General features: G+C 60.7%; 22 protein-coding genes and 1 tRNA gene. 14 read left to right on the forward strand and 9 right to left on the reverse strand.

What is annotated here, in order from left to right; all coding sequences use genetic code 11:
* Positions 1–1,012 precede the first annotated feature (1,012 nt).
* A complete protein-coding gene (locus ACSZOQ_RS07540; RefSeq protein WP_439925363.1) occupies positions 1,013–1,282 on the reverse strand; it encodes a hypothetical protein in 270 nt (89 codons plus the stop codon).
* 656 nt (positions 1,283–1,938) lie between these two features.
* Here ACSZOQ_RS07540 and ACSZOQ_RS07545 point away from each other — a divergent pair.
* Both ACSZOQ_RS07545 and ACSZOQ_RS07550 read left to right on the forward strand, forming a co-directional pair.
* Positions 1,939–2,696 (forward strand): IS5 family transposase gene (locus ACSZOQ_RS07545; protein WP_439923931.1). Its coding sequence is split into 2 segments (ribosomal slippage): positions 1,939–2,272 and positions 2,272–2,696, totalling 759 coding nucleotides; the frame shifts between segments, so codons are not numbered across the junction.
* Positions 2,697–2,717: 21 nt separating this feature from the next.
* The gene (locus ACSZOQ_RS07550) at positions 2,718–3,032 is read left to right on the forward strand and encodes a hypothetical protein (protein WP_439925364.1); all 315 of its coding nucleotides are present in this window, start codon (positions 2,718–2,720) and stop codon (positions 3,030–3,032) included.
* 132 nt (positions 3,033–3,164) lie between these two features.
* Here ACSZOQ_RS07550 and ACSZOQ_RS07555 read toward each other — a convergent pair whose 3' ends face one another.
* Positions 3,165–3,317, reverse strand: a complete 153-nt coding sequence (locus ACSZOQ_RS07555) for an aa3-type cytochrome c oxidase subunit IV (protein ID WP_439925365.1) — start codon at positions 3,315–3,317, stop codon at positions 3,165–3,167.
* A gap of 567 nt (positions 3,318–3,884) precedes the next feature.
* Between ACSZOQ_RS07555 and ACSZOQ_RS07560 the strand changes: the two genes are divergently transcribed.
* From ACSZOQ_RS07560 to ACSZOQ_RS07575, 4 genes are all read left to right on the forward strand, one after another.
* The gene (locus tag ACSZOQ_RS07560) at positions 3,885–4,307 is read left to right on the forward strand and encodes a transposase (protein WP_439923187.1); all 423 of its coding nucleotides are present in this window, start codon (positions 3,885–3,887) and stop codon (positions 4,305–4,307) included.
* Entirely contained in the window at positions 4,304–4,657 is a 354-nt protein-coding gene (gene tnpB, locus ACSZOQ_RS07565; protein WP_439923186.1) for an IS66 family insertion sequence element accessory protein TnpB, read from the forward strand. The genes ACSZOQ_RS07560 and tnpB overlap by 4 nt, the downstream gene beginning before the upstream one ends.
* 69 nt (positions 4,658–4,726) lie before the next feature.
* Positions 4,727–6,328, forward strand: coding sequence for an IS66 family transposase (gene tnpC / locus ACSZOQ_RS07570; RefSeq protein ID WP_439922718.1), 1,602 nt, complete (start codon positions 4,727–4,729; stop codon positions 6,326–6,328).
* 386 nt (positions 6,329–6,714) lie between these two features.
* Positions 6,715–6,906 carry a hypothetical protein gene (locus ACSZOQ_RS07575; RefSeq protein WP_439925366.1) on the forward strand — a complete coding sequence of 64 codons (192 nt, stop codon included), beginning with the start codon at positions 6,715–6,717 and terminating at the stop codon, positions 6,904–6,906.
* Positions 6,907–7,105: 199 nt separating this feature from the next.
* Here ACSZOQ_RS07575 and ACSZOQ_RS07580 read toward each other — a convergent pair.
* Positions 7,106–7,195, reverse strand: a tRNA-Ser gene (locus ACSZOQ_RS07580).
* 512 nt (positions 7,196–7,707) lie between these two features.
* Between ACSZOQ_RS07580 and ACSZOQ_RS07585 the strand changes: the two genes are divergently transcribed.
* The 8 genes from ACSZOQ_RS07585 to ACSZOQ_RS07620 all read left to right on the forward strand — a co-directional run bounded on the left by ACSZOQ_RS07585 (position 7,708) and on the right by ACSZOQ_RS07620 (position 15,922).
* Positions 7,708–7,992, forward strand: a complete 285-nt coding sequence (locus ACSZOQ_RS07585; protein WP_439925367.1) for a PilZ domain-containing protein — start codon at positions 7,708–7,710, stop codon at positions 7,990–7,992.
* A 154-nt stretch (positions 7,993–8,146) separates the two neighbouring features.
* Positions 8,147–9,085, forward strand: a complete 939-nt coding sequence (locus ACSZOQ_RS07590; protein WP_439925368.1) for a septal ring lytic transglycosylase RlpA family protein — start codon at positions 8,147–8,149, stop codon at positions 9,083–9,085.
* 246 nt (positions 9,086–9,331) lie between these two features.
* Positions 9,332–10,576 carry a D-alanyl-D-alanine carboxypeptidase family protein gene (locus ACSZOQ_RS07595; protein ID WP_439925369.1) on the forward strand — a complete coding sequence of 415 codons (1,245 nt, stop codon included), beginning with the start codon at positions 9,332–9,334 and terminating at the stop codon, positions 10,574–10,576.
* On the forward strand, positions 10,576–11,268 hold the full coding sequence (gene tmk, locus ACSZOQ_RS07600; protein ID WP_439925370.1) for a dTMP kinase: 693 nt from the start codon (positions 10,576–10,578) through the stop codon (positions 11,266–11,268). The genes ACSZOQ_RS07595 and tmk overlap by 1 nt, the downstream gene beginning before the upstream one ends.
* A complete protein-coding gene (locus tag ACSZOQ_RS07605) occupies positions 11,265–12,305 on the forward strand; it encodes a DNA polymerase III subunit delta' (RefSeq protein WP_439925371.1) in 1,041 nt (346 codons plus the stop codon). Before tmk ends, ACSZOQ_RS07605 begins: the two co-directional genes overlap by 4 nt.
* A gap of 56 nt (positions 12,306–12,361) precedes the next feature.
* Entirely contained in the window at positions 12,362–14,296 is a 1,935-nt protein-coding gene (metG, locus tag ACSZOQ_RS07610; RefSeq protein WP_439925372.1) for a methionine--tRNA ligase, read from the forward strand.
* A 13-nt stretch (positions 14,297–14,309) separates the two neighbouring features.
* Entirely contained in the window at positions 14,310–15,101 is a 792-nt protein-coding gene (locus ACSZOQ_RS07615; RefSeq protein WP_439925373.1) for a TatD family hydrolase, read from the forward strand.
* On the forward strand, positions 15,098–15,922 hold the full coding sequence (locus ACSZOQ_RS07620; RefSeq protein ID WP_439925374.1) for an MBL fold metallo-hydrolase: 825 nt from the start codon (positions 15,098–15,100) through the stop codon (positions 15,920–15,922). The genes ACSZOQ_RS07615 and ACSZOQ_RS07620 overlap by 4 nt, the downstream gene beginning before the upstream one ends.
* A gap of 25 nt (positions 15,923–15,947) precedes the next feature.
* On the opposite strand, the gene ACSZOQ_RS07625 is transcribed toward ACSZOQ_RS07620, so the two are convergent.
* The 6 genes from ACSZOQ_RS07625 to ihpA form a co-directional block, all read right to left on the reverse strand.
* Positions 15,948–17,591, reverse strand: coding sequence for an acyl-CoA synthetase (locus ACSZOQ_RS07625; protein ID WP_439925375.1), 1,644 nt, complete (start codon positions 17,589–17,591; stop codon positions 15,948–15,950).
* 95 nt (positions 17,592–17,686) lie between these two features.
* Complete coding sequence (locus tag ACSZOQ_RS07630) at positions 17,687–19,573, reverse strand: TRAP transporter large permease (protein ID WP_439925376.1); 1,887 nt, start codon at positions 19,571–19,573, stop codon at positions 17,687–17,689.
* A 29-nt stretch (positions 19,574–19,602) separates the two neighbouring features.
* Positions 19,603–20,622, reverse strand: coding sequence for a TRAP transporter substrate-binding protein (locus tag ACSZOQ_RS07635; protein WP_439925377.1), 1,020 nt, complete (start codon positions 20,620–20,622; stop codon positions 19,603–19,605).
* Positions 20,623–21,004: 382 nt separating this feature from the next.
* Positions 21,005–24,226, reverse strand: a complete 3,222-nt coding sequence (locus ACSZOQ_RS07640; RefSeq protein WP_439925378.1) for an efflux RND transporter permease subunit — start codon at positions 24,224–24,226, stop codon at positions 21,005–21,007.
* Positions 24,219–25,196, reverse strand: coding sequence for a divalent metal ion exporter adaptor subunit IhpB (ihpB, locus tag ACSZOQ_RS07645; protein ID WP_439925379.1), 978 nt, complete (start codon positions 25,194–25,196; stop codon positions 24,219–24,221). Before ihpB ends, ACSZOQ_RS07640 begins: the two co-directional genes overlap by 8 nt.
* Positions 25,193–26,464: a divalent metal ion exporter subunit IhpA gene (gene ihpA, locus ACSZOQ_RS07650; protein WP_439925380.1), complete on the reverse strand. Its 1,272-nt coding sequence runs from the start codon at positions 26,462–26,464 to the stop codon at positions 25,193–25,195. Before ihpA ends, ihpB begins: the two co-directional genes overlap by 4 nt.
* Positions 26,465–26,759 lie beyond the last annotated feature (295 nt).

The following is a 26,759-nucleotide window of genomic DNA, read 5'->3' on the forward strand; positions in this document are numbered from 1 at the left end:
GGCAATATTGGGGTTCGCTGTCTCCGCCGGGAGATGGAGGAAGCAAATAAATTTGGGTCGGGCGAAGTCCGTCCAACGAAGGCCGCTGCCCGAAACGTATAACCGCGGCCGATGGTCTAAGGTGGGGGGCGCCAACCGGCCCAATTACGGGATCCGACTATCGCCGCAGACATTGCGGCGATAGTGGTTTGTCAGGCACTTGGTCGGGGTAGCTATCGCATCTGCATGTTCTGGAGAAGGTCGTCCCCCCGCAGGTTCCGGGTTTTTGCGCTGGGTATTCGGCGGGCAGCCGTGCCGTCTTCGTTACACTTGCCGCTTGTATTTTTGGAGCCGGTGCACTGCCGGCTTCCGTCAGCAGGGCAAACAAAAACGGTTGAGTTCGTGCAGCCGACGAGAGCGTTTCCCTTGATCCCGTAGTTACAGGTTTGTCCTGCGTTATGCATGTTATCGCACGCGGCTACCACTTGACCTACGGGGGCCGCACCCGCGGGGCTTGCAAACATGCCGATCGCAAACGCGAATAAAATAGCGACTGGAGTCTTGTTCATAGAGATCTCCTCATATTCTCTTAAATGGCAAGGATAACGCTGGAATTGTGAGGCTCGCTTGAAATGATATGTGGCGGCCATTGTGAAGGTTGTCCTTCACATTCTACGTCTGACGATTCCGGGCAATAGTTCAAACCAAACATAAAAAAACAACGCAGCAGAAGGCTCTACTGCATTTTCTGATAATCGGCGCGTTCGGATTAACGCTGCTATGTGAGGGTTCGTCGCGAACGCACACGCGATATGTGATGAATTTGTGGGAGACATTTGTCTCGGCGAAGTCGGTTGATTGCTTTATGCTTATTCTTATCCCGCTTCCCGTTCGGACCAGCTACCGCTCAAACCCGAGAGGCGTAATATTTTCTCACTTTTCAAAACCGCCTGCATTGATCATTTTCCGGATCAGGCTTCGTTTAAGATGCTTCCTGCCTTAACCCCATTGCTTCCGCGTTTGCTCTTGAGGCCTATTTGTATACAGGAATTTCTCCCTTGCTCGCCTTTTCCATGTCCGCGACCGCTTCGCGCCAATACGCCACAACAGCGCTCCAATCCGCATCGCGGCGAAGCTCAGGAAAATCTTTCTCGTCAAAGGTCACGTATTTATCGACGATTTCGCGGAGTTTGTCCCGGCTGATGGCGGTCCCGCCGCCGTTTGCGTAGGCATGAAGGTCATGAATCGCGGCGAGTATGTCGTCAGTGAGCAAGGCGGCCGCAAAAACCATTTCAAAGTCCATTTTCAAAATCTCCGAGCAACGTTATCGAGCGACGCTACCGAAAACTTCACGAACTTCAATCTTAGTTTCTCATACAATTCACAGGCGAGCGGATTCAGCGTATGAAGCAACTTGTTCAGGCGCAAGAATCTCATGACCCATCGTTGGCCGTTGCTCTTTGCTACGTTCGCAATAACAGGTGTGATTCTTGGCCGCGCATACGCCGAAGATGCATTGATAAAAAGGGTCAACACAACGTGGCGAGCGCAGGACGGATTGACGATAGATGATGTACTGTCTCACGTTGCCGAGGTCGCCCATTTTGTCCCGAGAGGGTGGGAGACCAACCGAGAGGCCGCGTCCTTTTCGTGGGCCAGGAGTCAAAGCGATACGCTCGACGACGAATACACAATCACATGGGATGTATCGACTGATGGCGCCATGTCAGTCGGACCAGGCTACGCGAAGACGATAGAACTCGGCTGGCGACCCTTTGCGCTGTCTCTAATCGCTAGGGAGGTGGCAGACGGCTACCCGGAACCTAACGTTACCTTCTTACGTGATGCGTCCAATTACGATTTTGTCATTACCGAGCAGGGGGGATTAGGGTCGGGACCCATAAAATTATTCCTTCCGCGCTGAGTTTATGATTCACGGTCTCCGACAGGAGGCCCCTCATGAGTCGCGATTACTTTTGGCTAACGAAGGATCAGTTCGCTCGGCTCAAGCCGCTTCTGCCTAACGATACGCGCGGCAAGCCACGGGTCGATGATCGGCGGATCATCAGCGGCATCATCCAGGTGCTGAAGTCCGGTGGGCGCTGGATCGATGCGCCGGAGGTCTATGGTCCGCGCAAAACACTCTACAATCGCTTCGTCCGCTGGGCAGCGAAGGGTGTATGGGCAGACATATTCCAGGCACTCGCAACGGCCGGCGGACCTCCTGCGCAGGTCCTGATCGATAGCTCGGCCGTGAAGGCGCATCGATGCGCATCTGGCGGCAAAGGGGGGAACATCAGCAGGCCATCGGCCGATCGCGCGGCGGGCGGACCACGAAGATCCATGCTCTGACCGACGCCGAGTGTCGTCCCGTCGCGTTCTTGCTGACCGGGGGTCAGATAGCCGATTGCACCGCTGGAGCGGTTCTGCTCGAAGAAATGCCACGTTCCGCGATCCTGCACGGCGATAAGGGTTATGACAGCGATGCCATCCGCCGACAGGTCGAGGGAAAGGGTGCGATGCCGAACATCCCGCCCAAGGCGAACCGAGGCTGGAAGAATTGCTTCTCGCCCGTCCTCTATCGAAGCCGCAACGCCATCGAGCGCATGTTCTGTCGCCTGAAGGACTTCCGTCGCATCGCCACCAGATACGATCGTCTCGCAATCAATTTCCTCGCAGCCGTCTGCATCGCTGCGGCTGTCAGTTACTGGTTATGAGTCCGGACCCTAGGCAATCTTTTGAACAAAGGACACTGCACAATCGGCAGCCCTGTATTCCTCGACTACGTCGTTCTGCCCGAAAAGATGTCAAAAGATGATCTTTGGCGCCTTCAGCTTCCAGTCGATTGTAAGATTACAGGCCCGTCGTACTTTACGCGCGACGGCATCATTATTTTTACAAAGAAGGATCATGACGCGTGGCAACCTGCCTCGTTTTTTGCTCACCGCATTTCCAAACATCCTGCCGGCCATTGGTTCGAACAGGGGGAAGCAGACGAGAAAAGAACGTTTGATGCTGTCCGCAAAGCGCGCGAGGGAAAACGGCAGCGCTAGCGGCGCAATAACGTAGCGGGAAGTGGGAGCGTTTCAGGAGTGGCTGGAGCCAAGCCGATACCACACACGACTAAAGCACCAGCCACATTACTAGCGAACTGAAGTCAGGGACGACCGGAACGACGAGCGGAATCAGGTGAGGAAAATCGCCATCAAAATGACAATGGTGGCTATGGTCCCTGTAGCAATCGTCCCAATCTTGACGAAGGTCTTGAACTGCTGCTCATGCGCCGGATAATCCATTCCTTCCGACGTCGAGTACACGATCTCGCTATGATCTGACATGTCACGTCTCCCAAAGGCAGGGTTGATCAGCCTCAAAAAAATAGCGCAACTTCAATTACTGTCGATCCTTTGGCGCATCACGATCATGTGACGAGATAATAAGCGGCCAAGTCGTGCCGCCTGCAGATAGTCGCAGCTGTCCTGCGCGAAGACGACGTGGCGTCGGGTTTGATTGGCCGCGCCACTAGCGGAATGTGTACGGGCGCTCGGAAAGAAGCGGAGCGGGCAGGGCGTGGAATATGGGCGGGGGCGTGTGTGTTGAACCTTAGCCTATCAGGCGTGCATCCGTGACGGCGGGCGGCCAGCGGGTGTTCAGATGACGCGAACCCCAAATGAGTGACAGTCCTAAAAGGGATGCGCTCTGCTTGTGGATGGCGCGACTAAGTTGGCCTCATGAAATCGGGCCGACACGAATCATCAGTACCCCTATGTGTGGACGCCAAGCCCACTCTGGGCCACGTCCCGCTCCCAAACTAGCCCGGCGCTTCGTAAGCGCTCAGTTGATCCCCTTGTATCGGGTTAGCATCGAACATGCGAAGAATCCTCCGGTTGTGACGGAGGTTTTGGATGGTGTTAGACGGCAAAAAGGACGTCCATTTGGACGGCTCATCGACTGGAATAGTCAGCCGGCTTGAAGTGCTTGAGGGACCGACGGGGCGGCGCGTACGTTCGGAATCTGAGCGTGCTCGGATCGTTGCCGAGAGTTTATTGCCTGGCGCTCAGGTAGCGGAGGTGGCGCGCAAGCATGGTGCGACGCGCTGGCAGATTTACGACTGGCGCCGACGCTTTCGACAGAGAGGCGGCTTGCCGTCGTGCGACTCTCCGACGACAAGCTTCGCACCGCTGGTTGTGGAAGAGCCGTTAGACGAGCGTCACGTTCCGATGGTCAAGATTGAGATTGCGATCGGTGACATCGTCGTGCGGACGGACGCGGCGATCGGCGAGAAGCAACTATCACAGGTGATCCGCGCGGTGCGGACGTCACGATGATCGCTGCTGGCGCGGAGTTGAAGATTTACATCGCGACGCGGCCTGTCGACTTCCGCTGTGGTCACGATGGGCTTGCGGCGAAGGTGCAGGAGATGCTTGGTCTCGACCCGTTCTGCGGCGCGGCGTTCGTGTTCCGATCGAGGCGAGCGGATCGGATCAAGATTTTGGTCTGGGATCGCACGGGCCTGGTGTTGGTGCACAAGCGGCTCGAAGGCTGCAAGTTCGTGTGGCCGACGATTGCGGATGGCGTGATGCGGGTATCGCCGGCGATGTTTGCGGCCTTGTTTGAAGGTTTGGACTGGAGGCTGGTCCGTCCGGAGGAAGCACGGCGTCCGCAAGCGGCGGGATAACTGCGGCAGAGTGACTCGGGACGCTCTTTGCGCATGGCGAGAACGGCGGCGATGTGCTGGAAATAGCGCATGAACACCGCGGCGCTGCGCGACGAGAACGAACGCCTGAAGGCGCTTTTGGCGCAAACGCAAGCGACGTTGGGCGAGCATCAGGCGGCGCTGGCAACGTCGGAAGAGGCGCGGCGCCGGCTGGAGGTTATCCTCGGAGAACTTCGCCGCGAGAAGTTCGGCGCGAAGTCCGAGAAGCTGCGGCCTGATCAATATCATTTGCCGCTCGAAGACGTCGAGATCGCGCAAGGCGTCCTGGACGCGGCGCAGGAGAACGCGGCAGCGATTATCCAGGGCCGATCGCGCGGCGCATCAGATCAAGCCCGTCATCGCAATCGGGGCTGCCTGCCTGCGCATTTGCCGCGGGTGGAGCGGATCATCGAGCCTGCGAGCACGCTGTGTCCCTGCGGCTGCGGCGCGATGACGAAGATCGGCGAAGACGTCAGCGAGCGTCTCGACGTGATCCCGGCGCAATGGCGCGTGCTGGTCACGCGTCGTCCAAAATATGCTTGCCGCCGCTGCTCGGGCGCGGTCGTTCAGGCGCACGCGCCGGAGCATGTCGTGCCTGGCGGACTGCCGACCGAAGCGGCCATTGCGCAAGTGATCGTCGCCAAGTTCGGCGATCATACGCCGTTTTACCGGCAGGCCGGGATCTACGCGCGACAAGGGATCCGGCTCGACCGGGCGACGCTGGGGAACTGGTCCGGCCGCGCCTGCTTCCATCTCCAGGCTGTTGGGGATCGGATGCGCCGCCAACTGGCGGCGGCGGATCGCCTGTTCATGGACGAGACCACGGCGCCGGTGCTTGCTCCCGGGCGCGGCCAGACGAAGAAAGGCTTCTTCTGGGCTATTGTCTCCGACGACCGCGGCCACAGCGGCCCAAGTCCGCCGATCGTGCTGTTCCGATATGCGTCCGGACGCAGCGGCGCTTTCGCCAGGCAGTTCCTGGACGGCTTTAACGGGCGCTTCCTGCAATGCGACGCATACGAGGGCTATGATCGGCTGACCGGCGTTGCGCGACCGCAAGGCCCCTGGACGCTCGTGCATTGCTGGAGTCATCTGCGTCGGCGCTTCGTCAAGCTGGCGCGCAACAGCAGATCGCCGATCGCCGAAGACGCGGTCCGGCAGATTGCGCTTCTCTATGCCATCGAAGCCACGGTGCGCGGCTCATCGCCGGACATCCGACTGGCCGCGCGCAAGGAGCATTCGCGGCCTGTCGTTGCTGCTTTGAAGCCGTGGTTCGAGAAACAGCTGTCGATGATCTCCAGCAGCTCGACACTCGCCCAGGACATCCGCTACGCGCTCAATCATTGGCCGGGGCTGACCCGCTTCCTCGAAGACGGACGTCTCGAGCTCGACACCAATCCGGTCGAAAACGCCATCCGGCCGGTGTGCCTGACCAGAAAAAATGCGCTATTTGCTGGTCATGAAGTTGGAGCCGAGAATTGGGCTTTGCTGGCGTCGATCGTAGCCACCTGCAAGCTCAACGACGTCAACCCCGTCGCCTACATCGCCGAAACACTCGAGGCAATCATCGCCGGCCATCCTCAAAGCAAAATCGAAGACCTCATGCCCTGGAGATTCCGCAAAACGTCAAGCCCACATCAATGGGGCAGCGGTTGAGCGCTTACGGCGCTTCACGGTGTCGGGCCTTTTTACCGATCCCCGTCAATTTCCGGTTTGCCCGCCACTTATGCCCTTCTTGCTTTCGGGGTTGCCGATCGAATCGGCGGGTCATCCTTGCCGAGGGGAGCTTTTGCAAGGACATGCGCGCAAGGAAAACGAGCGGGTGCCATGTTCGCCAGCTTGGAAGGACTCCTTTGCGCACTGAGCTGTTCACTTCGTCGGACGGCGTACGTCCGTAGCCGACTCCAATGCCGCCGACCGCTACTGCCTGTGCATGATTGATAGCTGCAGCAGCTGGGAATGACCTTCAGCCCTTTGACCCGCTGGGCTACCATAATCCGCTGCGAGTTCCGCAGCACCGATTACAAAGCCAGGAAATCTCGATGAACAAATTTGTCCAGCTCACTGACGCCACCACCGGCCACGATATCTTCGTCAACGTGCCTCACATCATCGCGGTTACGCCTACTTCTGCAGACCGAACGCAAACGTGGATTCACACGGCTAATCCCCAAAATCCGACGTACACGATCGACGAGAACGTCGACGCAGTGATGCAGAAGCTAGGCGGTTAGCGATTACCCTTCAGCAGCGGGAAGCACCTGCGAATCATTGGTGGATTAGCGTCACTGTGATGTCAGCCAACCCTTTGACTCAGACGCTGTGTGGTACGCGAGCGCCGCGATCGAAAGCAGGCGTCACCTCGCAAGCAAGTGCAGTATTTATCGCTAAATAACTGAAACTATTGTAAATTACGGACGATGGTAACAAGACTGGCGGAAGGGGTGGGATTCGAACCCACGGTACCCTTGCGGGCACGCCGGTTTTCAAGACCGGTGCCTTAAACCACTCGGCCACCCTTCCGTCTCAGGAATTTTGACCGCTTAGCGCACGCCTCGTCGTAGCGCAATGTGAATAGGTTTTCTACGGATTGATCACGGCAGGACAATTCTATCCGCGATACGGACTGGGTTGGTTCAAAGGTCGAGCCCGGATACACCGACGAGACAGGTCACACCGCCGTCGATTTCCAGCCGAAAATCAGCTTCAACAATATAAAATAGAAGATTTTACAGATGCATACTTAGTTATTCTGATTTTTGCCTTTAGCTGATCGCCAGGCTCGATTTTCGCCTTTAAATTAAATGGGTCAGGGTTTGATGCATCTCCGCGGGGTGGGGGGCGACGCGCTCTTGCGAAAGGTGAGAATGCGGCCCGACGCTGTCTTAAACTCCATGGGCATTTGTGTTTCGTTAGGCTGGCCACGATAGAATGCACCCCGCCGGAAGAGCGTGGGGTTGCACCACATCACGATCGTGATGGCGCTTGAATCCGGACTAGCGTGCGTGCGTCCATACAAAACAATGAACTCATCGATGGAAGATCGCCGCAAACATCCGCGCGTCGAGATCGACGAACCGGCTTACATTGCCGCTGGCGGATGGAGCATGCGGTGCCGGCTCTTGAATGTGTCCTCGGAGGGAGCTGCCATCGAAGTCCCGGATCCGACTTTTGTCCCGTCGCATTTCCAACTCATGACCGAGAAGGATCGCGTGATTCGGCGCTGCCAGGTGATCTGGATCAAGAAGAACCGGGTCGGAGTAACCTTCGATCAGTCCAGCGCGGAGGTCGACCCGATCGTGCCGGGAAGCAAGCTTTGATTTACCACGCATTTCGTCAATCACAGGCTCTCCCCATTTCCGCCGTGTTTGCACGGAGATATGCTCATGGCTTGGTAAGGTGCGGGCCGCCGTTATCATGCTGACCGGCGCTACGATGCGTTGCATGGCGCTCGGGAATGGGTCTTGGGGACGGATGGGGAAACCAGATTCAGATCAAATTGGACGTGCTGCACGCGCTGTGGCGGTTGCAGGCGCATGCCTCATGCTGGCCAGTTGCGGCTCATCGGGCAAACTCAGCCGGATTGATCCAAAATATGGAGTTTCGACCAGTCCACGGGTCGTCGCCTTCGGCGAGTCGGTCCCGAAAGGGGGCGGGACCTACCGGGTCGGCAAACCCTATACGGTCGCGGGACGGGTCTACGTTCCCGAGGAAAACACGCATTACCGTGCTCAAGGGCTCGCTTCCTGGTACGGCGACGACTTCCATGGCCGTCTGACCGCCAACGGTGAGGTTTTCGACATGGCCTCGCTGTCAGCCGCCCATCCGACACTTCCTTTGCCGTGTTACGCGCGAGTGACTAACATGAGTAACGGCAAATCCCTCGTCGTACGCGTCAACGACCGCGGGCCTTATCACGGCAACCGGTTGATCGACGTTTCGAACAAGGCTGCTGAGTTGCTGGAGTTCAAGCGGAATGGTGTCGCCCGGGTGCAGGTCGAATATGTCGGACGTGCGCCGCTTGAAGGTTCGGATGACCGGCAATTGATGGCGACACTGCGAACCGGCGAACCGGCTCCCTCGCCATCCACGGTGAGGATCGCGTCGGCGCGGCCGTTCGTGCCCGAACTCGCGCCGTCCGAACGCGCGATCCGCGGTGATGTTCCGACACCGGATGGCCGGCCCTATACGCTCGGACATACCTCGATGGACACCGCCTCGATCAATGCGACGTCCGAAATGTCGGCGTCCGGCCGCGTCCGGCCGCACCCGCAGATGCGAGACAAGCCGCGGGCGGTGTCCTACGACGCCAGCAATGATGACGCGACGGGTGATGTCCGCCCGGTCGCCGCTTATGCGCCCATCGACCCGCGTGGACCGAGCGAACTGCTCTCGGGACGCGGACTCTATTAAGCGCCGCTCATCTGCAACCGGTCAGTCAGCCGTATCGAATGCCCCAACGCGCCTTGGGCGCGGCCGTGTTGTTCGCGATGGCCCCAACTGTTATAGCGTTTTCGAGCGAAGCATGTTCTCGGGCCTGACCCGAGGATGGATACCGGTTCGCGTAAAGAAAACGCGTCAAAACAATATGCTGAGAGCATGGCTTTGATTCCATCAAAGCCGCAATAGCTCTAGAACGTCCTATTCGGAACGCGGCGCATGACAACCAGATCTTCCACGCCGGACAGACGCCTTGGGTTAGCCTGGCACGGTCTGATGGCCGCCGTCGTGGTCCTCGCGATCGGCCTCGATGGCGTCGCGCTGGCTGCCAACAACAGCGTGCAGGGCGCCAAGAAGGAAGAGGTCTACGAAACCAACGCCCCGACCGCAATTCTGGTCGAGGCCAACAGCGGCAGCGTGCTGTTCGAAAAGAATGCGGATGAGCTTCGGGCGCCATCCAGCATGATGAAGCTGATGACGGTGGAGGTGGTGTTTAACGCCATCCGGAAAGACGAGATCAAGCTTACCGACGAGTTCCTCATCAGCGAAAACACCTGGCGCAAGGGCGGGGCGCCCGCTGGCGGATCGACCATGTTCGCGGCGATCAACAGCCGTGTTCCCGTCGACGACCTCCTGCATGGCGCGATCATCCAGAGCGGCAACGACTCCTGCATGGCGCTGGCAGAGGGTATCGCAGGTAACGAGAGCGCCTTCGCGACAAAGATGACAGCGCGGGCGCGGGAACTGGGGATGACCCGCTCGACCTTCGCCAATTCCAACGGCCTGCCCGATCCCGGCAACAAGATGACGGTCCGTGAGCTTGCTACGCTGGCGCGCCATATCATCCTGACGTATCCGGATTTCTACAAACTGTTCGGCGAGCGCGAATTCACCTGGAACAAGATCCGCCAGTTCAACCGCAACCCGCTGCTCACCGCGATGGACGGGGCTGACGAACTCAAGACCGGCTACACCAAGGAGGGTGGCTACGGCATGGTCGGCTCGGTCGCCCAGAATGGCACGCGGCTGATCGTCGTGGTGAACGGCCTCGAGAGCGCGGACGACCGCGCGGCCGCAGCCAAGAAGCTGCTGGAATGGGGTTTTCGGAATTTTGAGGTCCGAACCTTGTTCGCCGCGAAACAGCCGATCGGCTACGCCAAGGTGTTTGGCGGCGACAGCGGCTCCGTTCGGGTCGCCGCATCGGAACCGGTTCAGGTCATGGTTCAGAAGAACGGCAGCGACAAGCTGCTCGCGCGCATTGTCTATACCGGGCCGGTGCGTGCGCCGGTCGCGCCGGGGCGGCCCATCGGCGTCATCAAGGTGTGGCGCGGCAAGGAAGTCGCGGTCGAAACGCCGGTTCATGCCACGGACGCCGTGGGTGTTGGCTCGACCATGCGCCGCGCGATGGACGGGGCGATGGAGCTTGTCGTCGGGATGGTGCGCTCGGGCGCCGAGAAGCTCTGATGACCGAGACCGCGCCCAAAGTGGGCCCACTGCGAGGGCGCTTCATTACCTTCGAAGGCGGCGAGGGGTCCGGCAAATCGACGCAGATCAAACTCCTCGCCGAGCGCCTCGATGCGGCGAAGTTGCAGGCTATCGTTACGCGCGAACCCGGCGGATCGCCGGGCGCCGAAATCATCCGCCACCTGGTGCTGTCCGGCATGGGAAAAATGCTTGGCGCGTATGCGGAAACCTTGCTGTTTGCAGCGGCGCGCGACGACCACGTGCATACGGTCATCAAGCCCGCGCTGGAGCAGGGGATATGGGTGCTGTGTGACCGCTTTGCGGATTCGACCCGCGCCTATCAGGGCAGGCTGGGGAACGTGTTGCCCGGCGTGCTGAACGCGATGGAGCGCGTCACCATTGGCGATCTCAAGCCTGACCTGACCGTGATCCTCGACGTCCCGGTAGAGGTCGGGATGCAGCGCGCCGCCGCTCGCCGCGGCAGCAATGCGCCCGACCGGTTCGAGGCCGAGGACGTTGCGTTTCACCAGAAACTCCGCGACGCCTATCGGGACATCGCCGCCAGCGACCCCCAACGCTGCGTGGTGATCGACGCCAACGCTGACGTCAATACCGTCGCCGCGGGAGTGTGGACGGCACTGCGCGACCGCGTGCTGACGGCGGACCCCGCCAAGAACGTCAAACGCGCATGATCGCCCGCTCCACCGCCGCGGAAACGTCGGTCCTCCATCCGCGCCAAACCACCACGCTTTTCGGTCATGACGAGGCGGAGCGAACGTTGCTCGACGCCTACCGTGGCGGCCGCATTCCGCACGCGTGGCTGATCGGTGGCGCACTGGGGATCGGCAAGGCGACGCTGGCCTACCGCATGGCGCGGTTTGTGCTTGCGTACGGCGATCCCGCCATGTCGCAGGTGCAATCGGCGAAAACGCTCGAACTGGACCCGATGCATCCGGTTGCCCGCCATGTCGCGGCCGACACGCATGGCGGACTCCTGACGCTGGAGCGGACGCCTAACGAAAAGGGCGTGATGCGCACGGTTATCAGCGTCGAGCAGACCCGGGAGACAATCGCCTTCTTCGGCTCGACCGCGGCCGTGGGCGGCTGGCGGGTGTGCATCGTCGATACCGTCGACGAACTCAACCCCAACGCTGCCAACGCGCTGCTCAAGGTGCTCGAGGAGCCGCCGCGCCAGTCGCTGTTTCTGCTGGTCAGCCACGCGCCGGCCCGGGTGTTGCCGACGATCCAGTCGCGCTGCCGCAAGCTGATGATGCGGCCGCTGGCGACCGACGATGTGATCCGGGCAGCCGCCGAAGCAGCGCAGATCGAGTTTGACGATGCATCATTGCGGGACGCCGCCGACGCGGCGGAAGGAAGCGTGGCGCGAGCGCTGGCTCTCGCGGGAGGCGGCGCGCTGAAGCTTCATCAGCGGACGACGGCGTTGTTGGACGGCCTTCCGCAGGTCGACCCGCGCGAACTCCACGCGCTGGGCGATGCGCTCGGCGGCAGCGATCGCGCCGCGCTCGGTGCCTTTGTCGACAGTGTTGACTGCTGGATCGGCGAGCGTTTCCGCGCCGGCGATGCGAACGCCAATCTTCCTCGTCTTGCACGGCTCGCGGAGGTATGGGAAAAGATCAACAACGCCGCGCGCGAGACGGAGACCTACAATCTCGAGCGAAAACCACTGGTTTTTTCGGTGTTTGGGCTTCTTGCAGAAGCAACGCGATAAACCGCTCCGACAAGTGATCGTTCCCGACTGTCCAGCCTGAATCATAAGGAATTGTGGTGGCTCCCGCTAAGAAGAAACCGGCCAAGAAATCCCGCGTGAAGGCACGCAAGCCGCGCCGCGCCGTCGCCGGCCGCGCCCCGGTCGCGAAGACGCGTAGCAAGAAGGCAGTCACCCGAAAGACCAGCAAGCGAAAAACAAGCGCAAAGAAGACGACAAAAGCGCGGGCGCCGAAGAAGGCCAAAAAGATAGCAAAGAAGGCAGTGAAGCGAGCGGCCAAAAAACAAGCAGCGACAAAAACTCCAAAGAAGGCTAGGGCGAAAAAGACGGCGAAAAAGGCCACGGCAAAACGGTCCGTCGCAAAGCGTCCGACCAAGGCTGCAAAGCCGGTAGCACCGCGCCGGCTCCGTGCGACAGCGACACCGGCGCCTTCGAGCGTCACGCCGGCCCGCACCAACACTTTCTACATCACGACGGCGATCGTTTATCCGAACGGTGCACCGCATATCGGGCACGCCTATGAGGCGATTGCCACGGACGCGCTGGCGCGTTTCCAGAGGCTCGACGGCAAGGACGTATTCTTTCTGACCGGCACCGACGAGCACGGGCAGAAGATGGTACAGACCGCGCAGCGGGAAAACATATCCGCGCTTGAACTCGCGACACGAAACGCCGAATTGCTGCGGAAGCTCGACGAGACGCTGAACATTTCATTCGATCGCTTCATCCGCACCTCTGAACCTGCGCACCATCGTTCCGTTCAGGAAATCTGGAAGCGTATGGAAGCGAATGGCGACATTTACCTGTCGAGCTACGCCGGCTGGTATTCGGTGCGCGACGAAGCCTATTACGCGGAGGACGAGACGGTCGTTGGCGAGGACAATGTGCGTCGCGGCCCGCAGGGTACGCCGGTCGAGTGGGTCGAGGAAAAGAGCTATTTCTTTAAGCTGTCGGCCTACCAGGACAGGCTGCTGGCGCTGTACGAAAGTCAGCCGGACTTCGTAGGTCCGGATTCCCGCCGCAATGAAGTCGTCAGTTTCGTGAAGGGCGGTCTGAAGGATCTGTCGATCTCGCGCACCACCTTCGACTGGGGCGTCAAGGTGCCCGACGATCCCGAACACGTCATGTACGTCTGGGTCGATGCGTTGACAAACTACGTCACCGGCGTCGGTTTTCCGGACGAGAGCGACAGGAACTGGCACTACTGGCCGGCTGACGTGCACATCATCGGCAAGGACATCATTCGCTTCCACGCCGTTTACTGGCCGGCTTTCCTGATGTCGGCGGGCATTCCGTTGCAGAAGCGGGTCTACGCGCATGGCTTTCTCTTCAACCGCGGCGAGAAGATGTCGAAGTCGGTGGGCAACGTCGTCGATCCCTTCAACCTCGCCGAACAATACGGCGTCGATCAGGTGCGCTACTTCTTCCTGCGCGAGGTGCCCTTCGGGCAGGACGGCAGCTACAACCACGAGGCGATCGTAGCGCGCATCAATGCCGACCTCGCCAACGACTTCGGCAATCTCGCGCAGCGCTCGTTGTCGATGATCGCGAAGCAGCACGACGGAGTTCTGCCGGAGCCCGGCGACTTCAGCGATACCGACAAGGCGATCCTCGCGCAGGCCGACGGCATGGTTGCGATCGCGCGCGAGGCGATGAGTGCGCAGCAGATTCATCAGGCATTGAACGCGGTCTGGGCCGTTGTCGCCGAGGCCAACCGTTATTTTGCTGGCGAAGCGCCGTGGGTGCTGGCCAAGACCGACCCGGCGCGGCAGAAGACGGTGCTGTATGTGACGGCGGAAGTGGTGCGCCAGATCGCTATCCTGGCGCAGCCCGCGATGCCCGCGGCATGTGCGAAGATGCTCGACATTCTCGGCATTCCCGCGGACGAACGGAATTTCGCGATGCTTGGCGGTCACGTCCGCATCAAGCCGCGTACGGCGTTGCCGGCACCAGCCCCGGTGTTTCCGCGCTATGTCGAACCCTCTGTGACCTGACCGCAAATCGCCGATGCTCGTCGATAGCCACTGCCACCTCGATTTCCCCGATTTCGCCGATGATCTCGACGGAATCGTTTCGCGCGCGGCGGCGGCGGGCATCGGGCGCATGGTGACGATCTCGACTCGGGTGAGGGAGCAGGAGAAACTACTCGCGATTGCGGAGCGCTTTCCAAATGTCTACTGTTCGGTCGGTACCCATCCGCATCACGCCGATGAAGAGGACGGCATTCCGACCGACGAACTTATCGCGCTGACGCAACCCCCGAAGGTCGTCGCGCTGGGAGAAGCGGGGCTCGATTACTTCTACGACAACGGCTCGCGCGACGCACAGGCGCGGGGATTTCGCACCCACATCGCCGCTGCCCGCGCCACCGGTTTGCCACTGGTGATTCACACCCGCGAGGCCGACGAGGATTGCGGCCATATCCTCGAGGAGGAAATGGCGAAGGGCGCGTTTCGCGCCGTGCTGCATTGCTATACCGGCGGCCGCGAGCTCGCGATGAAGGCGGTCGCGCTCGGATTGTATATCGGCTTCACCGGAATTCTGACCTTCAAGAAATCCGATTCGTTGCGCGCGCTCGCCGCGGAACTGCCGAAGGACCGCATTCTCGTTGAGACCGACGCGCCATATCTTGCGCCCGGCAAATTTCGCGGCAAGCGTAACGAGCCCTCCTACGTCGTCGAAACCGCGAAGGTGCTGGCCGATGTGCGCGGCGTTTCGCTCGAGGAGATCTCACGGCAGACCACGGAGAATTTCTTCCGGCTATTCTCCAAAGTGCCGCGTGTGGAGGCAATGGCATGACGGTGACGCTGACCATTCTTGGCTGTGGATCATCTGCCGGCGTACCACGCCCGGCGCTGGGCTGGGGCGCCTGCGATCCCACCAATCCGAGGAACCGCCGCCGCCGCTGCTCGCTGCTGGTGGAGCGGGCGTCGGAGCAGGGGACAACGCGTATCCTGATCGATACATCGCCGGACCTGCGCGAGCAGTTGATCGATGTCAATGTCGATCACCTCGATGCCGTGTTTCTCACGCACGAACACGCGGACCAGACTCACGGAATCGATGACCTCCGCTCGGTCGTGCTGCATCAGCGCCGTCGGATTCCGGTATATCTTAATCAATCGACGTCCAAGGAAATCCTGTCGCGCTTTTCATACTGCTTCGTGTCTCCCGAAGGCAGCGGCTATCCGCCGATTCTGGACAGCCTCTCCATCGAGGCGGGCGAAAGCCAGGCGATCGACGGCAAGGGCGGCGCGCTCACGCTGTCGGCATTTGTCGTGCAGCACGGCAACATCCCGGCGCTGGGCTATCGGATCGGCAACGCCGCCTATACGCCCGACGTGCATGACATTCCGCATGAAAGTTGGCAGGCGCTGCAGGGCCTCGACCTGTGGATCGTCGACGGGTTGCGGTACGCGCAACATCCCAGCCATTTCAGCGTCGCGGATGCGCTGTCGTGGATCGACCGCTTCAAGCCGAAGCGCGCCGTCATCACCAACATGCATTCTGATCTGGACTACGAGGCGCTGCGCCACGAGCTGCCGGCTCATGTCGTGCCGGCCTATGATGGGATGCGGCTTGAGGTTGGCGGCCCCAGCCTTATCTCAACGCTCGAATAGCAAGATTGGGCTGTCAGGATACGGCTCAAGCCAAGATCGCCTTCGCCGAATTGACCTGATTTCGCAGCAGGAACTTCTGGATCTTGCCGGTCGAGGTCTTCGGAATCGTCCCGAACACCACAGCCTTTGGCGTCTTGAATCCCGGCATGTGCTCGCGGCAATAGGCGATAATCTCCGTCTCCGTGGCGCGCGCACCGTCCTTCAGTTCGACGAAGGCGCAAGGCACCTCGCCCCACTTGGCGTCGGGCTTGGCGACGACGGCGGCGAACAGCACCGCCGGGTGCTTGTAAAGGATGTCCTCGACCTCGACCGAGGAGATGTTCTCGCCGCCTGAAATGATGATGTCCTTGGAGCGGTCCTTGATGATGACGTAGCCCTGCTCATCGAGCACTCCAAGATCGCCGGTATGAAACCAGCCGCCGGCGAAGGCTTCCTTGGTCGCCTTCTCGTTCTTGAGATAGCCCTTCATCACGATGTTGCCGCGGAACATGACCTCGCCGATGGTCTCGCCGTCGCGCGGCACCGCGCGCATCGTTTCGGGGTCAAGGACGGTGATGGCCTCCTCAAGCGGATAGGACACGCCCTGTCGTCGCTTGAGCTGCGCGCGCTGGTCGCCGGGAAGGGTGTCCCAGCCCGGCTGTTCGGCACAGACGGCGGCGGGACCGTAGGTCTCGGTCAGCCCATAAACATGAGTGAGCTTGATGCCGATGCTCTCCGCGCCCTCGAGCACGGCGACCGGCGGTGCCGCACCGGCGATCAGCCCGACGATCGGACGGGCGGCATTGCCCTTGGGAGCGCCGGGCGCGTTGATCAGGGTGTTGTAGACGATCGGCGCGCCGCACATGTGGGTGACGCCGTGCTGTGCGATCAGCTCGAAAATCCTGGCGGATTCTACCTTGCGCAGGCAGACGTTCACACCTGCCGTTGCGGCGATGCTCCACGGGAAGCACCAGCCATTGCAGTGGAACATGGGCAGCGTCCAGAGATAGGAAGGATGTTGCCCCAGGCCGCCGGCCAGAATGTTGCTGACGGCATTGAGATAGGCGCCGCGGTGGTGGGTGACGACGCCCTTGGGATTGCCCGTGGTGCCGGAGGTGTAGCTGAGCGCGATTGCGTCCCATTCGTCCTGCGGCGGCACGGCGACGAAAGCCGGATCGCCTGCAGCGACAGCCGCTTCGTATTCGATCTCCCCGATCCGTTTGCCGCCTGAAAAGGCCGCGTCGTCGACGTCGATAACGAAGGGTTTTGGGCCGGTCATCAGCGTCAGCGCCTCGGCGATGACGCCGGAGAATTCCGGATCGAGCAGAATGACCTTGGCGCCGCCGTGATCCAGCATGAAGGCGAGCGAGGCCGGCTCGAGGCGGATATTGAGCGGGTTGAGAATGGCGCCGGTCATCGGCACCGCGAAATGCGCTTCGTTCATCGCCGGGATGTTCGGCAGCATCGCCGCAACGGTATCGCCGTGCCCGATTCCGCGTCCGGCGAGATAAGATGCAAAGCGCCGGCAGCGCTCGTAGGTCTCAGCCCAAGTGAAGACGCGCCCTTCGTAGACCGCGCTCGGCAGACCGGGATACACCGCCGCGCTTCGTTCGAGGAAGCTCAGCGGCGACAGCGGCACGAAGTTGGCGGCGTTTTTGTTCAGACCGACATCGTATTGATTTTTGATCATATGCGTTACCCTTCAAGATCTTGCGAAGGATTTTTTGTTTTCCGCTCTACCTTTATCAGAAATTGGAGATAGAAGGCCGACCAACTCACTGTAATCTATCTCAGAAAGCCAATCGAAATCCATGGAAACGCTGCGACGGCGGTTAAACCAATTAATAGCGCGAGCATGTAACCCCAGATTGGCCTGATCCCCTCGGCAGGATCAACGCGACCGATAGCGCAGGCCGCATAATAGCCCACACCGAAAGGCGGCGCGAACAGGCCCATGCCCATGGCGAGGATGATGACCATCGCGTAGTGGACCTCGTGAACCCCGACAGCCTTGGCGATGGGGAACAGCAGCGGGCCGAACAACACGACGGCGGGAATACCTTCAAGCACGCTGCCAAGAATAGTGAAGGCCACAATCGAGACGGCGATGAACGTTGCGCCGCCCCCCGGCAGGCCGGTCATCGCGGCAGCTAGCGTTCGTGAAAAGCCCGACTGTGTCAGCCCCCAGGCCATTCCGGTCGCCGCTCCGATGATGAGCAAGATTGCACCCGAGAGCGAGGCGGTTTCAATCAGCATCGGCAGCATTCGGCGCCAGTCGAACTGACGGTAGAGCAGCAGGCCGGCCAGAACCGCATAGACGATGCCGATGGTCGAGACCTCCGTTGCTGTGGCAATTCCCTCGACGACGGCCGCCCGGATCACGAACGGCAGCGCCAGTGCGGGCAGGGCGACGACGAACGTCCGTACTATCTCGCCAACCCCTGCCTTTTTGACGTGGCTCAGGTCGTCGCCACGATGCCGCCACCACACAAGCGCCGACAACGTGGTCGCCAGCACGATGCCGGGAAGCAGGCCGCCGGTGAACAGCGCCGCGATCGATACGCCGGTCACCGAGCCGACTGTGATCAGCACCAGACTCGGCGGAATGGTTTCGGTTTGGGCGCCGGTAGCCGCGAGCAGGGCGACGAGATCGCCCGGTTTGGCTCCGCGTTTCTTCATCTCCGGAAACAGTACGGGCGCCACGGCCGCCATATCCGCGGCCTTGGCCCCGGAAATGCCTGACACCAGATACATCGCCCCGACCAGCACGTAATGCAGACCGCCGCGAACGTGACCCAGCAGGCTGGCAAGAAACGCCACCATGGCGCGCGCCATCCCGGTCATTTCAATCAGCAGGCCGAGGAAAACGAACAGCGGAACGGCGAGCAGGATGAGGTGGCTCATGCCCTCGTCCATCCGTCCGACCAGCACCATCAACGGCGTCCGCGTGGTCAGTGCGAGGTATCCGTAGATCGCAAGGCCAAATCCGAATGCGATCGGCACGCCGGCGAATACGCAAAATCCGGCCACGCCGACGAAGAAGATCACGAGGTTCAGGTTTCCCAACGGCCGCAGCCACGGCTGCATCAGCCAGAATGCGAGAACGATGACAGCGACCGTCGCGGCAGCCCCGAGCAGGGTCCGCATATTACCGGTGCGCAGGAGCCGTAGCAGGGCGAAGATGGCCATCAGGCCGATTCCGATCGGCAGTGCCGTGGCGCGCCACATATTGGAGATCTGCAACGCCGGCGTGATGATGAAGCTTTCCTCGTAGGCATAGTCCCACGACGGCCGGACGATCAGGAGCAGGAAGGCGAGGGCCGCGCAGGTGGCAATCATATCGAGGAACGCACGTTGCGCGGTGTTGGCTCGCGCAACCAATGCGGTCATGCGCATATGCTCGCCGCGGCGGAACGCCGTGACCGCCCCCAGCATCGCCAGCCAAAGGAACAGGATCGACGCCAGTTCATCGGACCAGATGAGGGGCTGATGCAGCAGATAACGAAAAACCACGCCCGCGAACAACACGACGATTTCCGTCACGACGAGCGCGGCGGCCGGCACTTCAACGAGATATCCGAGATATTTGTCGAGCGAGGCTCCGAGCGAGCGCCGGCGCGAGAAGTTCGGCGTTCCCGCGTCAGCCGTCGTCGTGCCTTCGACGCGAGCCATCTCAACCCCTTGGTCCGAACGCCGGGCCTTTATGCCAGTTTGCCGACCGACTTCTCCAGCAACGACCACGCCTCATCGCCGTATTTGCCTTTCCATTCGGAATAGAAACCGGCGGAATGCAGCTTGTCGCGGAACGGGGCGAGTTCAGGCTGATTGAAGATCAGCCCCTTGCTGGTGAGATCGGCCTTGACCGTCGTATTCAGCTTTTCGATATCCTCACGTTCATTGACCGCCGCCGCATTGATGTTCCGCGCGACGATGGTGCGGATGTCGGCCGGAAGCGCCTCCCATGCACGGCGATTGGCCAGGAACCAGAAGCCGTCCCACATGTGGTTCGTCAGCGAGCAGTATTTTTGAACCTCATACAACTTGGCGGTCGAAATCAGCGCGAGCGGGTTTTCCTGACCTTCGACGAGTTTCGTCTGCAGAGCCGAATAGACCTCGTTGAAGTTGATCGAGGTAGGCGAGGCATCGAATGCCTTGAACATCGAGGTCCAGAGCGGCGATACCGGCACGCGTATTTTGAATCCCTTGAAGTCACCCGGTCCGCTGATTGGTTTGATCGACGACGTCGTCTGCCGGAATCCGTTGTCCCAGATCTTGTCCATCACCACGAGATTGGACTTGGTAATCTCGCCGCGAATATATGCGCCGAGTTCGCCGTCCATGGCCTTCCAGACCGTCGCGTAATCCGGAAACGCGAACCCGATGCCGTTGATCGATGCCACCGGAATCAATGCGGCCAGGATCAGGCCCGATAACGTGAAAAATTCAACGCCGCCGGAACGGATCTGGCTGAGCGAATCGGTATCCGAACCGAGCTGGTTGCCGGGAAAAATCTGCAGATCGAAGCGCCCGTCGGTCTCGGCCTTGATCGCCGCCGCCATTTCTTTGGCGCGCACGTTCAGCGGGTGCGACTCGGGCAGGTTGTTGGCGTACTTGTAAGAAAACTCGGCTTTCTGCGCGAGCGCCACGAACGGCGCTCCGACGCTGCCCAGGGCAATTGTCGCCGCCGACGCCTTCAGCACTGTACGACGCGAAAAGCCCATCTGAACCGCTCCTTGTCGTTTGTCATTGTCCAGCAAGTCCACGATACGAAGCGTCCCGCGCTCGGTCATCACTCTGCGAGTCACCGGGTCAGGTTTTCGCACAGATACCCAGCAAGCCACAGGCCAAGCAGCGTTGGTCCTGTGAGGACAATCCCGAGCGCGGATGAGATGTCGATCTCAGCGTAGTTTGAAACAAATGCCGCCAAGTCTTTGCAATCTTAGCTACAATAAATATTCCATAATATACCTTATGCGAATTATAGATGTAGGTGCGGTATGGGAAGGAAAGCCGATGCCCGGTTCAGCGCAAAACGCAAGCACTGACTTCCCTTGCTGGATATTTCGAGACTGGAGCGTCTCCCGGTCGCGCTTCGGGATCGAATTATCCTGCTGTCTCTGACGACGAGTCTGCTGTGGATAGATCGTGCGCCGGCACAGGCTCGGCGTTTTTCCGGAACAGGACATACAGCGCGGGCAGCACCAGCAGTGTCAGGACGGTCGACGAGACGATGCCGCCGATCACGACTGTCGCCAGTGGCCGCTGCACTTCCGCGCCGGCGCCGGTCGCGATGGCCATCGGAACGAATCCGAAGGAGGCGACGAGCGCCGTCATCAGGACCGGTCGCAGTCGGGTCGACGCCCCCTGATACACGGCGTCGAACACCGACTTTCCCTCCCGCCGCAGCCGTTCGATGAAGGCGATGATGACGATGCCGTTCAAGACCGCAACGCCGGACAGTGCGATGAATCCGACGCCGGCGCTGATGGACAGCGGAATGCCACGCAGCAGCAGCGCCAGAACGCCGCCGGTCAGGGCGAGCGGCACGCCACTGAATACCAGCAGCGCATCGGCGATCGATCCGAAGCTCATGAACAACAGCAACAGCACGAGCGCCAGCGCAACTGGCACCACAATAGTCAAGCGTCTGGTGGCTGAAACGAGCTGCTCGAACTGCCCTCCCCAGCCGATCCAATAGCCCGGCGGTAGTTTGACCTTTTCCGCCACCGCCCGCTGCGCGTCGGCCACGAACGATCCCAGGTCCCGCTCGCGAACATTGGCGGTGACGACGATGCGACGCTTGCCGTTTTCGCGGCTGATCTGGTTGGGACCCGGCGCGACATCGACGGTTGCCACCGACGACAGCGGCACGTAACGCATCTGGAGTGCGGACGATGCCGACCATGCGACCCGCGTCGTCTCCGCCGTTGAGGTCTCGACCGGAGGCAGCGGAATGGAGATGGCGCGGATCGATTCCAGACGGCCCCGAAGGTTTTCGGGGAGGCGAACCACGATATCGAAGCGCCGGTCGCCCTCGAAGAGCTTGCCTGCGGTTTTGCCGCCGATCGCGATCTCCACGACGTTCTGGACCTCTGCAGTGCTCAGGCCGTACCGTGACAACGCCCGGCGGTCGAGTTTGACCGTGAGAATTGGAAGTCCGGACACCTGCTCGGTCTTAACATCTGTCGCGCCGGGTATGCTCTTGATCGCGGCCTGCACCTGTTTCGCGACTCCCTGGAGAATGTCGAGATCATCGCCGAAGATCTTGATGCCGACGTCGCTGCGTACGCCTGAGATCAACTCGTTGACTCGCAACTGGATCGGTTGCGAGATTTCGTAGTTGCTGCCGGGAATCTCGTTCGCAGCCTTCTCGACTTCCTCTACCAGTTCGGATTTCAGTTTCGACGGGTCGGGCCACTCCGCGCGCGGCTTGAGCATAACGTAGCCGTCCGACATTGATGGCGGCATCGCATCGGTGGCGATCTCCGCTGTTCCGGTCCGCGCGAAGTAGTCCTTCACTTCCGGAATTTTCCTGATCCGCTTCTCCAGCGCCATCTGGAGGTCGAGCGACTGGGTCAGACTGGTCCCGGGTATTCGGATCGCGGCGATAGCGATATCCCCTTCGTCGAGCGACGGAATGAATTCGCCGCCCATGCGGGTCGCAGCAAAGCCGCTTGCAAGAACGATGACGACAGCCCCGGACACGACCAGATGCCGGTATCGGATCGCGCCATCGAGCAGCGGTAGATAGATCCGCTTCGCTCCCCGCATGAAAATGTTCTCCTTCTCGGAGATCTTTCCGGTCACCACGATCGCCATCGCCGCAGGAACAAAGGTCACTGAGAAGATGGCAGCGCCCAGCAACGCCATCAGCACGGTGAGAGCCATGGGCGTGAACATCTTTCCTTCGACGCCGGTGAGCGTCAGCACCGGAAGGTACACAACCGCGATAATCGTGGTGCCGAACAGGCTGGGTTTGATGACTTCACGGGATCCATCGAGAATCGTCCGCAAGCGTTCCTGGAACGACAGAAGCCGGCCTGCCCTGCGCTGCTCCTCCGCAAGAAGCCGCAGGCAATTCTCGACGATGATCACAGCGCCGTCGACGATGATGCCAAAATCAATGGCGCCGAGGCTCATCAGGTTCGCACTGACTCTCGCTTCGACCATGCCGGTCACCGTGAAGAGCATGGCGAGAGGAATCACGCACGCCGTCACGATGGCCGCGCGAATGTTACCGAGAATGAGGAACAGCACAGCGATGACGAGGAGCGCGCCCTCGATCAGGTTTTTCTGGACAGTTCTGATGGTCGCATCGACCAGATCGGTTCGGTCGTAGACCGTGCGCGCGATCACGCCGTCGGGAAGCGACCGGGCAATCTCGTCGAGCCTGGAGGCCACTCTTTTCGCGACCGCTCGGCTGTTCTCGCCAATCAGGAGCATGGCCGTGCCGAGCACAGTCTCCTTGCCGTCCAGCGTCGCGGCTCCCGTCCGCAGATCCTTGCCCTCCTTCACTTCGGCCACATCGCGGATGCGCACGGGAATGCCGCCACGCGATCCGATGACGATGTCCTGAATCTCGGCGATGTTGGCGACCTGCCCCGGCGTCCGCACAAGATATTGTTCGCCGTTGCGTTCGATATAGCCTGCGCCGACGTTGGCGTTGTTGGTGGCGAGAGCCGTCATCACGTCGCGGAATCCGAGATTGTAAGCCATCAGGCGTCCAGGATCGGGCAATACATGAAACTGGCGTTCGTATCCGCCGATAGTGTTGACCTCGATCACACCGGGGACGGTGCGCAGTTGCGGCTTGATGATCCAGTCCTGAATCGTCCGCAGGTCGCTCGGCGTGAATTCGTCGCCGCCGGGCGCCTTGGCACCTTGTTTGGCCTCCACGGTGTACAGGAAGATTTCACCGAGACCGGTCGATACCGGACCCATCGCGACTTCGACGCCGGCTGGTAACTGGTCCCTTACCTGCTGGATGCGCTCGTTGACGAGTTGACGAGCGAAGTAGATGTCGGTGCCGTCGTGAAAGACGACCGTGACCTGGCTTAAGCCGTAGCGCGAACTCGATCGCGTGTATTCAAGCTTTGGAAGACCGCCCATCGCCGTCTCGACCGGAAACGTAATCCGCTGTTCGGTTTCCAATGGAGAGTAGCCCGGCGCGCGCGTATTAATCTGCACTTGGACGTTCGTGATGTCAGGCACGGCATCGATTGGTAGCCTCGTGAAATTCCAGGCTCCGATGACTCCAACCCCGAGCACGAACAGCATCGTCAGCCAGCGCTGGCGGATTGAAAAGGCGAGGACGGCATCAATCATGCGCGGCCTCTCCCTTGCCCATCTCCGCCTTCACGACGAAGCTGTTCTCGGCGACATAGGGTTCTCCCGCCGAGAGTCCGGCCCGGATCTCCACGAACTTCGCATCGGATTCCCCGAGCTCGACCGGACGTGCCTCGATCTTGTCCCCGCCTTCCCGAACAAAAACGACCGTCTTGTTCTCCAGCGTCTGTATCGCGCCCACGCGAACGGCGACCGGCACGTTGCGCTTTGCAAGCACGAGCCGCGCCGTGACGAACAGTCCCGGACGCAGACGTCCGGCATTTGCCAGAACGATCCGGGCGATCGCCGTCTGCGTATCGCTCGATCCGATCGGCGCGACGTAGGAGATGTGGCCCTTGATGTCCGCGCCACCGTCACCCGGATCGATCAGCACCTCGTCTTCGGTTCGAACGCGATTCAGATCCTGACGATAGATCGACAGATCGACCCAGATCGTCGACAGGTCGGCGACGACGAACGATGGCTTCTGTTCCGAAGCATACTCGCCGAGCGAGATCTGACGGTCGATCACGGTACCGCTGATCGGCGCTTTCAGGTCGTAGACGGTGAGGCTCTGGTTGCTTTCGATCGATGCGAGCTGGTCGTCCTTGGTGACCGCGTCCCCGATACGTTTTCGGATCGAACGGACGATACCCGGAAAGCGTGGCGTGACCTGAACAACTGCTTCCTGGTTGGCGCGCAGCACGCCGTTGAAGGACAGCGTGTCGCTCAGCGTCGCCTCACCGGCCTCGGCGAGTACCGCGCCGGCGGCGGCGAGCTTGACGTCGTTGATCAGAATGCGATCGGCGCCGTGCTCGTCCTGCTCGACATGACTATTTGCGGTCTTCTCGTTGTCATGGTTTGTCTGCGTCACCGGTGCTTTGAGTTTCGCCGGCCCCATCATGTGGTAGCCAGCACCTGCGATCGCCAGCATCGCGACGGCGGTAATAATTATCGTAGAACTCCTCATCGAGCGGTCTCCCGCGCCAGCGCGAACGGATTGCCGACGAGTCCCTCGATGGTGGCGACGGCGACGTGGAAATTCTGCTGTGCTTCCTGTTCGCGCAGGCGTGCCTGAGCGACGCTTGCCTGCGCATCCAAAACTTCGAGCAGCGTGAAGCGCCCCTGCCCGTACCCCTCGAAGATGGCATCGGCGGCCTGTCGCGACTTTGGGATCGCGACATCGCGCAGCACTTTCAGTTCGCGCAACGCGCCTTGCAGCGAATCGTAAGCGCGTCCGGCGAGCACGATCAGAATGTTGCGGTTGGCCTCGCGCTCGGCCCGGGTCTTCGCGAGGCTTTCCTGAGCGGACAGGATGTTGCCCTGGTTCTGATCGAAAATCGGAATGGGGACGGACAGCGAGAGCCTGACGGCGTCGTCGTTGGTATCGTTGAAATGGCGCCAGCCGGCGCTGACGCGAACGTCCGGATAGGGCTTCAGCCGAGCCAGCAGGAGTTCGGCGTTGCGCTGCGCGTAGACCGCAGTCCAACGCATCAGTTGAGGATTTGAATCGATCGCGGCGACGACGGCCTGAAAAGACGGAGGCCGGCCCAGATCGTCCAGTCGTCCGGAAACCGCCGCGAATCCGGCTGAGGTGTCTCCCATCAGCACGGCTAATTCGCGCCGGGCGCTGGCAAGGGTCGAGCGAACCCGCTCGCGGTCCGCTTTCATCAACGCGGATGCGACTTCCGCCCGGCCGATCTCGGCGGGTGACGACGCGCCGGCATCCACCCGCCGCTGCAGCAACGGCGTCAACTTGTCGATTGCGGCGATCTGCTCGTCGAGTATCTGGATCCTGCGCTGTGCGCCGAGCACACTTAGAAAGGCGACGGCGGTCTCCGACAGAACTTCGAGACGAACCGCCTTGCGCTGGATGGCCGCAGTCTCGACGCCAGCCCGGCCAACGGCAATTCGCGCGTCACGCTTGCCGAAAAGCTCGAATAGCTGGCTGATCTGTAGCGTCGTTTCCGCCGACATCGTCCCGCGATAGATGCCGGAGCCAAATGAGTTGTCCTGCTCGTAGGACACTTCGGGGTTGAGCAGCGCGCCGGCCTGGATGCGTTGACCGGTTGCGATGCCGACATCGCGCTCGGCGGCGGTCAGACGCGGGCTGGCGGCGAGCGCGCGTTGAAGTGCGGTCTTCAACGTAAGCGTTTGCGAATGCGACGACACCATCAGCCAGGGGCTGATCAGGAATGCCATCGCCCACGCAAGGTGCGTGGCGGATTTAGATAACATGGAAAATCCTGACGACTGACGGATTCAGAGCGTCAATGCGCGCGCCCCGCGAACACGTTCAGGTCAGGCGTTTAGGCGGCGGAGTGTCGATGCCCGGGACAAGATCAGAGGGGCGCGAAAGCACCTGCGGAATCACGGCTGCCTCAGGTGCAATGGCAACAGCGAGCAACGGTGGATTCGGCAGTGAGACAGGGAAACAACCATGGCAATGGTGTTCCGCGACTACTCCCGGTCCGTTCGTGTCCGTATGGACTGGCACTATCGAGACTACGATCTGACCCTTGGGAGCAGTCAC

The organism is Nitrobacter sp. JJSN (genome assembly GCF_051912485.1).
GTDB lineage: Bacteria > Pseudomonadota > Alphaproteobacteria > Rhizobiales > Xanthobacteraceae > Nitrobacter.